7 protein-coding genes and 1 pseudogene are annotated in these 8,158 nt (G+C 71.4%); all 8 read left to right on the top strand.

The genetic code is table 11. From position 1 onward, the window contains the following. Positions 1-447: pseudogene (locus ACFC0D_RS18995) on the top strand (urease subunit alpha); the annotation flags it as partial. A gap of 116 nt (positions 448-563) precedes the next feature. Then, positions 564-1,580 (top strand): agmatine/peptidylarginine deiminase, encoded by a 1,017-nt coding sequence (locus ACFC0D_RS18990; RefSeq protein ID WP_376436932.1) that lies wholly within the window; start codon positions 564-566, stop codon positions 1,578-1,580. Between the two features lie 96 nt (positions 1,581-1,676). Beyond that, complete coding sequence (locus ACFC0D_RS18985; protein WP_376436930.1) at positions 1,677-3,320, top strand: ABC transporter substrate-binding protein; 1,644 nt, start codon at positions 1,677-1,679, stop codon at positions 3,318-3,320. After that, a complete protein-coding gene (locus tag ACFC0D_RS18980; protein WP_376436927.1) occupies positions 3,317-4,285 on the top strand; it encodes an ABC transporter permease in 969 nt (322 codons plus the stop codon). The genes ACFC0D_RS18985 and ACFC0D_RS18980 overlap by 4 nt, the downstream gene beginning before the upstream one ends. Next, positions 4,282-5,142 carry an ABC transporter permease gene (locus ACFC0D_RS18975; RefSeq protein WP_376436925.1) on the top strand — a complete coding sequence of 287 codons (861 nt, stop codon included), beginning with the start codon at positions 4,282-4,284 and terminating at the stop codon, positions 5,140-5,142. The genes ACFC0D_RS18980 and ACFC0D_RS18975 overlap by 4 nt, the downstream gene beginning before the upstream one ends. Beyond that, complete coding sequence (locus ACFC0D_RS18970; protein ID WP_376436922.1) at positions 5,139-6,167, top strand: ABC transporter ATP-binding protein; 1,029 nt, start codon at positions 5,139-5,141, stop codon at positions 6,165-6,167. The genes ACFC0D_RS18975 and ACFC0D_RS18970 overlap by 4 nt, the downstream gene beginning before the upstream one ends. After that, positions 6,160-7,038, top strand: coding sequence for an ABC transporter ATP-binding protein (locus tag ACFC0D_RS18965; RefSeq protein ID WP_376436919.1), 879 nt, complete (start codon positions 6,160-6,162; stop codon positions 7,036-7,038). The genes ACFC0D_RS18970 and ACFC0D_RS18965 overlap by 8 nt, the downstream gene beginning before the upstream one ends. After that, on the top strand, positions 7,035-8,147 hold the full coding sequence (locus ACFC0D_RS18960) for an agmatine/peptidylarginine deiminase (RefSeq protein WP_376436917.1): 1,113 nt from the start codon (positions 7,035-7,037) through the stop codon (positions 8,145-8,147). The genes ACFC0D_RS18965 and ACFC0D_RS18960 overlap by 4 nt, the downstream gene beginning before the upstream one ends. Positions 8,148-8,158 lie beyond the last annotated feature (11 nt).

The following is an 8,158-nucleotide window of genomic DNA, read 5'->3' as shown; positions in this document are numbered from 1 at the left end:
TCGATCGAGGTCGGCAAGATGGCCGACATCGTGCTCTGGCGCCCCGAGTACTTCGGCGCCAAACCGCAGATGGTCATCAAGAACGGCTTCCCCGCCTACGGCGTGACCGGTGACCCCAACGCCGCCACCGACATCTGCGAACCCCTCGTCCTCGGACCGCTGTTCGGAGCCTACGGCGCCACCCCCGCGGACCTCTCCGTTGCCTTCGTCAGCCGGGCCGCCGCAGAGTCCGGTTCCTTCGGTCGCCCGTACGACGCACTGGCCACCCGCCGTCGCCGGGTCGCCGTCCGCGGCACACGCGGCATCGGCCCGGCCGATCTGCTGCTCAACTCCCGTATCGGGGACGTCCAGGTCGACGGCCGCAGCGGTCTCGTGACGCTGGACGGGTCGCCCCTGCGCTCCGAGCCGGCGGACGAGGTCTCGCTGAGCCGCCTCTACTTCCTCTGATCCGCCGACCCTTGTCCGCTACGTCCGACCGCATCGAGCTTTCTCGTACCCAGACTCTTGACTGAAATTTCAGTTAGGGCCACGCTTCCTTCCCAACGACCGAAAAGAGCCCCCTGATGACTGCATTCCGTATGCCCGCCGAGTGGTCCGAGCACGAGGGCTGCCTCATGGCCTGGCCCACCCGCGTGGATCTGTGGGACGGCGTCCTCGACGCCGTGAAGCAGGAGTACGCGGACGTCGCCCGCACCATCGCGCGCTTCGAACCCGTCACCATGGTCGCCCCGCCCGGCTTCGGCGACGACGCCCGCGCCCACTGCGGCGACAGCGTCTCCGTGGTGGAACTGCCCCTCGACGACTCCTGGTTCCGGGACTCCGCGCCGCTGTTCGTCCTGGACGGCGACGGACGCCGCGCCGGAGTCGACTTCCGCTTCAACGCCTGGGGCCGCAAGCACCACCCGTACGACTCCGACGACCGGATCAGCGCCCTGCTCCTGGAGCACCTCGGCGTCGACCGCATCGCCTCCGACATGATCCTCGAGGGCGGGGCGATCACCGTCGACGGCGAGGGCACCCTCATCACCACCGAGCAGTGCCTCCTCCACCCCAACCGCAACCCGGAGTCGACCCGCGAGCAGATCGAGGCCGAGCTGAAGGCTCAGCTCGGCGTCGAGAAGGTGATCTGGCTTCCGTACGGCGGTCTGCTCGACACCGAGACCGACGGTCATGTCGACGGCGTCTGCGCCTTCGCCGCCCCGGGGAAGGTCGTCGTCTCCCTGCCCGAGGACCCCGAGCACCCCGACTACGCCCGGATGCGGGCCAACCGCGCCGTCCTGGAGGTCTCGACCGACTCCCGGGGCCGGGCCCTGGAGATCGTCGACGTCCCGCAGACCGTGTTCGCCGAGGTCGCCGGCGTGCGCGTGGAGGTCTCGTACCTGAACTACTACGTCGCCAACGGCGGAGTCGTCGTCCCGGTCGCCGGAACCCCCCAGGACATGGCCGCCCTGGAGGTGATCGCCGGGGCGTACCCGGACCGCAAGGTCGTCGGCGTACCGGCTCCGGTGATCGCGTATGGCGGTGGCGGCGTCCACTGCATCACCCAGCAGATTCCGGTGGCCGCCCGCCTCGACGCGTAACCCTCAGCAATCCCTCCCCACCCCCGCCGTACCGAAAGAGAGAGCGCGACGATGAGCACCGCACCGCCCCCGCCCCGCGTCCCGAGACGTCGCCCCGTGAGGACCGTGCTCGCGGCCCTCACCTCGGTCGCCGCCCTCACCGCCCTCGCAGCCTGCGTCGGTCCGCCCCGTGGCGGGACGGACGGGACCGGTGCCTCGTTCGCGCTCTCGGCCGGCACCCCCGAGCCGAAGGGGGACATCGACTCCTTCACCTGGGCCATCTACGCGGAGCCGCCCACCCTCGACCACACGATGGCGTTCGACTACCCGCAGAACACCATCCTCTCCAACGTCTGCGAGAGCCTGATGCGTTGGACGCCCGGGCTCACACTCGAACCCGGGCTCGCGGAGAAGGCGACCAACCCGGACCCGACCACCTGGGTGTACGACCTGCGGAGCGGAGTGCGCTTCCACAGCGGCGGGACCATGACCGCGGACGACGTCGTCTTCAGCCTCGGCCGCCAGACGGACCCGAAGAACGCCGCCGCCTGGGCTCAGAACTTCCAGAACGTCGCCTCCGTACGCAAGACCGGCCCCCTCCAGGTCACCGTCAAGCTGAAGAAGCCCGACTCGCAGTTCAACCAGTACATGGCCACCGCCGCCGGCGTGGTCGCCTCCAAGGCCGGTGTCACCGCGGCGGGCGGCGACTACGGCACCTCCGGCGGCCTCGCCTGCACCGGCCCGTTCACGCTCGGCGCCTGGCAGAAGGGCCAGTCGCTCGAACTGACGCGCTTCGACGGCTACTGGGGCACCCGGGCGAAGGCCGGCAAGGTCGTCTTCCGCTTCCTCACCGACCCGTCCGCCCGGACCAACGCCATGCTCAGCGGGGACGTCGACGGCGGCTACCTCATCCCGACCGAGAGCTACGGGCGCCTCAAGGACAGCGGCGTCGGCACCCTCTACTTCGGTGAGGGCCTCAGCACGGTCAACCTCGGCATCACCGACATGAAGGGTGCCCTGGGTGACGTACGGGTGCGCCGGGCGCTCTCCCTCGCCCTGGACCGCTCCGGATTCGTGAAGGCCGGCCTCGGCGGCGCGGGGCACGCCACCAGCTCCCTCACCACGCGCGCCGCCTGGGCGGGAGCCTCACCGGAGGTGCGCAAGGCGGCGTTCGACGGACTGCCGCCCACGACCCGGGACGTCGAGAAGGCGAGGGCGCTCGTCAAGGAGGCCGGCGCCACCGGCACGTCCCTGACCGTCGCCACCAGCTCCATCGGCCAGGACGTCTCCCTCCTCGCCACCGCGGTCCAGGCCGCGGGCAGCGAGATCGGGCTGCGGATCAACCTCAAGTCGGTCGCCCCGAACGCCTTCACCGCGCTCTTCACCGACCCCGAGGCGCGTGAGGGCATCGACATGTTCCCGCTCACCTACTACGACTCGATCACCGACCCGCTCGACCTCCTGACGAACTTCAGGACCGGCGCGTACCTCAACTTCGCCGGATACAGCGACAAGCGGTACGACGGGCTGGTCGAGCAGGCCACCGCCACCTACGACAAGGAACGCCGCCTGCGCGTCGAGACCGAGCTGCAGCGGCACGCCGCCGAACAGCTGCCCTGGATCCCCGTCGCGGAATGGCCCACCGCCCTCTTCCTCAACAAGAGGATTACCGGAGCCCCGACGACCATCGCGTACATGTACTACCCGTGGGCGGCGGACGTGGGCGCCGCGGGATCGCCGGACGCGGGGGCCACGCCGTGAACCCCCTCGCCTTCCTGAGATTCGCGCTACGGCGGGTCGCCGAGATGGCGGCCACCCTCCTCGTCGCCTCGTTCGTCGTCTTCGGCGCCATGTATCTGGCGCCCGGCAGCCCCGCGAGCTTCCTGCTCTCCGGCCGTTCGGCCTCTCCCGAGGCGCTCGCCGCCGTCAACGCCCGCTACCACCTCGACGACCCGTTCGCGGTGCGCTATCTGCGCTGGCTCGGCGACATGGTCCAGGGCGACTTCGGCCGCTCCCTCACGTACCGCACGGACGTCTCCCGGCTCCTCGCCGACCGGCTGCCCACCACGCTGCTGCTGATCACCATGGCGCTGGCCGTCGTCGTCATCGTCGGACTGCTGCTCGGCCGGATCGCAGCCGTACGCGGAGGGACCACCGACTCCGCCGTCCTCGTCGCCACCGCCTTCGCGATCGGCACCCCGTCCTTCGTCGCAGCCGTCCTGCTCCAGGGGCTCTTCGCCGTCAACCTCGGCTGGTTCCCCAGCAGCGGCGCCGGCGACGGGTTCCTCGACATGGTGTGGCACCTGACCCTGCCCGCGATCGCCCTCGCGCTCTACCTGATCGGAATGCTCGCCCGCGTCACCCGCGCCGCGATGCTCGAAGCGCTCGACAGCGAACACGTGACCGTCGCCCGCAGCCGGGGCGTCCCCGAACGTCTGGTCATCCGCCGCCATGTGCTGCGCAACTCGCTCGGGACCGTGCTCACCACCGGCGGCCTGATCGTCTCCACCCTGCTGGTCTGCACGATCCTCGTGGAGACGGCCTTCAGCATCGGCGGCGTCGGGCAGCTCCTCGAACTGGCCACCACGACGAAGGACTTCCCGACCGTCCAGGCCGTCTGCCTGATCATCGTCGCGCTGTTCATGGCCGTGAACCTGATCGTCGATCTCCTGCTGCCCCTGGTCGACCCCCGGATCGCCCTCGGAACGAGAGGGGCCGCCGCATGACCGCCGTCCTCACCCGGCGGCCGGGCCTCGCGAAACTCCGCGCGACCTCCGGTCGTTCGCCGCTCCACCTCGCCTGCCTGACCTTCGTCGGACTCGTCGTCGCCGCGGCCCTGCTCGCCCCCTGGGTGGTGCCCCACGACCCCAACGCCGTCGATCTCGGCGGCGCGCTCGCCGGACCCTCCGCCGGCCACCCGCTCGGCGCCGACGCCGCCGGCCGCGACACCCTCTCCCGGATCCTCCTCGGCGCCCGTACCTCCCTGCTGGGTCCGCTCGGCGTCGTCGCCTTCTCCACCCTCGTGGGCGTGGCCGTCGGAACCGCCGCCGCCTGGCGCGGCGGCTGGCTGGACTCCGTCCTGTCCCGCTCCACCGAACTCGTCTTCGCCTTCCCCGGGATGCTCCTCGCGATCCTCGTCGTCTCCGTGTACGGAGAGGGCCTGCTCGCGCCCGTCGTCGCGCTGGGAGTGGCCTACCTGCCGTACGTCAGCAGGCTCACCCGCTCACTCGTCCTGGCCGAACGAGCCCGCCCCTACGTCAGCGCCTACCGCGTCCAGGGCCACTCGGCGCTCCAGATCTGTCTGCGCCACATCCTGCCCAACATCGCCCCCGTCGTCCTCGCCCAGTCCACCATCAACTTCGGCTACGCCCTCATGGACCTGGCCGGCCTGTCCTTCCTCGGCCTCGGCGTGCCACCGCTCACGCCCGACTGGGGCCGCATGGTCTTCGACGGCCAGACCGCCATCCAGCACGGCTACCCGCTCTCCGCGATCCTGCCGTGCGTCCTCGTCGTGCTCACCGTCGTCGCGTTCAACGTGGTCGGAGAGCGCTGGGCCGACCGCGTGGCCAGGAGGGCCCGATGAGACCGCTGACCCCACCCGCCTCCGCGTCGCCCACCTCACCGGCCCCCACGCTCGACATCCGGGGCCTGCGCCTCACCCTCCCCGGCACGGTCCGTCCCGTCCTCGACGGAGTGGATCTCACCGTCGGACCCGGCGAGACCGTCGCGCTCGTCGGCGAGTCCGGCTCGGGGAAGTCGCTCACCTCGCGCAGCGCCCTGGGCCTGCTGCCGCCCGGCGCCACCAGCGAGGGCGCCGTCCTGGTCGAGGGCCGCGACGTCCTCGCCATGGCCCCGGACCGGCTGCGCGCCCTGCGCGCGGGCACCGTCGCCATGATCTTCCAGGACCCGCGCGCCTCCCTCAATCCGCTGCGCCGCATCGGCGACTTCCTCACCGAGGGTGTCCGGTCGGCCGGGACCATGGACGAGGCCGGCGCCACGGACCGGGCCGTGGAGCTTCTCGAGGCCGTCGGTCTCGACGACACCGCCCTTCCGAAATACCCGAGCCAGGTGTCCGGCGGCATGTTGCAACGGGTGGTGATCGCCGCTGCGCTCATGGGCGATCCCGCCCTCCTCCTCGCCGACGAACCCACCACCGCGCTCGACGTCACCACCCAGGCAGAGGTCATCGCCCTCCTCGCCCGTCTGCGCGCGAGCTTCCGTACCGGCCTGCTGTTCGTCACCCACGACCTCGACCTGGCGGCTGCGATCGGCGACCGGGTGTACGTCATGTACGCCGGGCGGATCGCCGAGACCGGCCCCGCCGACGTCCTCTTCGAGAGCCCTCGACACCCGTACACCGCGGCCCTCCTCGCCTCCACACCCCGGCTCACCACCCCCGGCGGCAGACTCTCCGCCATCCCCGGACAGCCGCCCGACCTGCGCACCCCCCTGACCGGCTGCGCCTTCGCCGCCCGCTGCCCCCTCGTGACCGAGATCTGCCGGGAAGCGACCCCGGAACCCCTGCGGGCCCCCGGCCGGCCCGAACACCTCGCCGCCTGCCACCACAGCGACCGGCTCGCGGAGGAAGGAGCGATCGTCGATGCCTGAACCTCTGCTGTCCGAACCCCCGCTGCCTGAACCCCTCCTGCCCGAACCGCTGCTGCAAGCCGTCGACCTGAGCCGCGCCTTCGGCACCGTACGGGCCGTGGACGGTGTGTCCTTCACCCTCCCCGAGGGCGGCTCGCTCGGCATCGTCGGCGGCTCCGGCTCCGGCAAGACCACCACCGCCCGGATCGTCGTCGGCCTGGAGCGGGCCGACGAAGGAGAGATACGGGTACGGGGGCGGGCCCGCCCCGCCCGGGTCCGCGGCCGGGCTCAGCGCCTGGCCAGGGCACGCGAGGTGCAGATGGTCTTCCAGGACCCGTACCTGTCCCTCGATCCGAGGACCAGTGCCGAACAGGTCCTGCGCGAGACGCTGCGACTGCACTTCCCCGACCGGAACCCCGAGCCCCGCATCCGCGAACTCCTCGACCAGGTGGGCCTCGGCACCCGCGCTGCCGACGCTCTGCCCCGGCACCTCTCGGGCGGCCAGCGCCAGCGCGTCGCCATCGCCCGCGCACTCGCCGTGGAACCGGCCGTCCTCGTCCTGGACGAGGCGGTCGCCGCCCTCGACGTCTCCGTGCAGGCACAGATCCTCAATCTGCTGGCCGACATCCGTGAACAGACCCCGATCGGCTACCTCTTCATCACCCACGATCTCGGCGTGGTCCGGTGCGTCACCGACGAGGTCCTCGTCATGCGCCACGGCCGCGTCGTCGAGGCCGGCGCCACCGCCCAGGTGCTCGCCGCGCCCCAACACCCGTACACCCGGCTGCTCCTGGACTCCGTACCGCACCCGGGCTGGAACCCGGACCGGATCGTGGCGGCCCGCCAGGAACTGTCGTCCCCGCAGGCACCCCCACACAGGAGGCAGAAATGACCCGAGGCCTGAACAGGCGAGGATTCCTCGTCGCCGCCGGAGCGACCGCCGCCGGCGCCGCCCTCGCCACGACGACCCAGGGCAGGGCCCGCGCCACCGCGGGCACCTTCCGGGTCCCGGTCGAGGACGTCCGCCACACCCGCACCTGGATGGCATGGCCGGACAGCACCTCGATCTGGGGCAACAAGCTCAGCGGCGTACAGGCGGACATCGCCCTGATCGCCCGTACGACCGCGAAGTACGAACCGGTCGTCATGTGCGCCAACTCCGGCAGCGCCGCCAAGGCCCGCTCGATGTGCGGCTCCACGGTCACCGTCATCAGCTCCATCCCCGTCGACGACTGCTGGATGCGCGACAGCGGCCCCGTCTTCCGTACGGACGGGGCCGGCGGCCTGGACGCCGTGGGCCTCAACTTCAACGGCTGGGGCAACAAGCAGACCCACGCCAAGGACGCCCTGGTCGCCGAACGGATCGCCGCGTACGTGGGCGTCCCGTTCACCTCCGCCGACCTGGTCGGCGAGGGCGGCGCCATCGAACAGGACGGCGCGGGCACGCTGATGGCCACCCGCAGCAGCCTGGTGAACCGGAACCGCAACCCCGGGATGTCGGAGCGGCAGCTGACCACGGCGATGTGCGAGGCGTACGGCGCGTCCAAGGTCATCTGGTTCGACGGGGTCCGGGGCCAGGACATCACCGACGACCACGTCGACGCCACGTCCCGCTTCCTCGCCCCCGGCGAGGCCCTCGTCCAGATGCCCCTCTCCACCGACACCGACGCCTACGCCCGTGACGCGCGCCAGCAGTTCAGCATCCTGTCCGCCTCGACGACCGCCACCGGCGCCCCGATGGACGTGATGCGCCTCCAGGGCCCGGACTACGACAAGATCCGCTCCACCAGTCGGGACTTCCTCGCCTCCTACGCCAACTACTACCTCTGCAACGGCGCCGTCATCAGCGCCCACTTCGGCGACACCCGTGCGGACCAGGCGGCGAGGGCGACCCTGGCCCGCCTCTATCCGGACCGTGTCGTCGAGCAGCTGAACATCGACCGCCTCGGCACGGGCGGCGGTGGCATCCACTGCGTCACCCAGCAGCAGCCTGCCGTCTGACCCGACCGACG

The sequence above is a fragment of the Streptomyces sp. NPDC056222 genome, from assembly GCF_042264065.1.
In the GTDB taxonomy this organism is placed as follows: domain Bacteria; phylum Actinomycetota; class Actinomycetes; order Streptomycetales; family Streptomycetaceae; genus Streptomyces.
This window is presented reverse-complemented; position numbering and strand designations above follow the sequence as displayed.

Excerpts from the sequence above, each read along its gene's own strand:
- ACFC0D_RS18970 (WP_376436922.1), top strand. The coding sequence starts at position 5,139 with ATGAGACCGCTGACCCCACCCGCCTCCGCGTCGCCCACCTCACCGGCC.
- ACFC0D_RS18975 (WP_376436925.1), top strand. The coding sequence starts at position 4,282 with ATGACCGCCGTCCTCACCCGGCGGCCGGGCCTCGCGAAACTCCGCGCG.
- ACFC0D_RS18965 (WP_376436919.1), top strand. The coding sequence starts at position 6,160 with ATGCCTGAACCTCTGCTGTCCGAACCCCCGCTGCCTGAACCCCTCCTG.
- ACFC0D_RS18960 (WP_376436917.1), top strand. The coding sequence starts at position 7,035 with ATGACCCGAGGCCTGAACAGGCGAGGATTCCTCGTCGCCGCCGGAGCG.
- ACFC0D_RS18990 (WP_376436932.1), top strand. The coding sequence starts at position 564 with ATGACTGCATTCCGTATGCCCGCCGAGTGGTCCGAGCACGAGGGCTGC.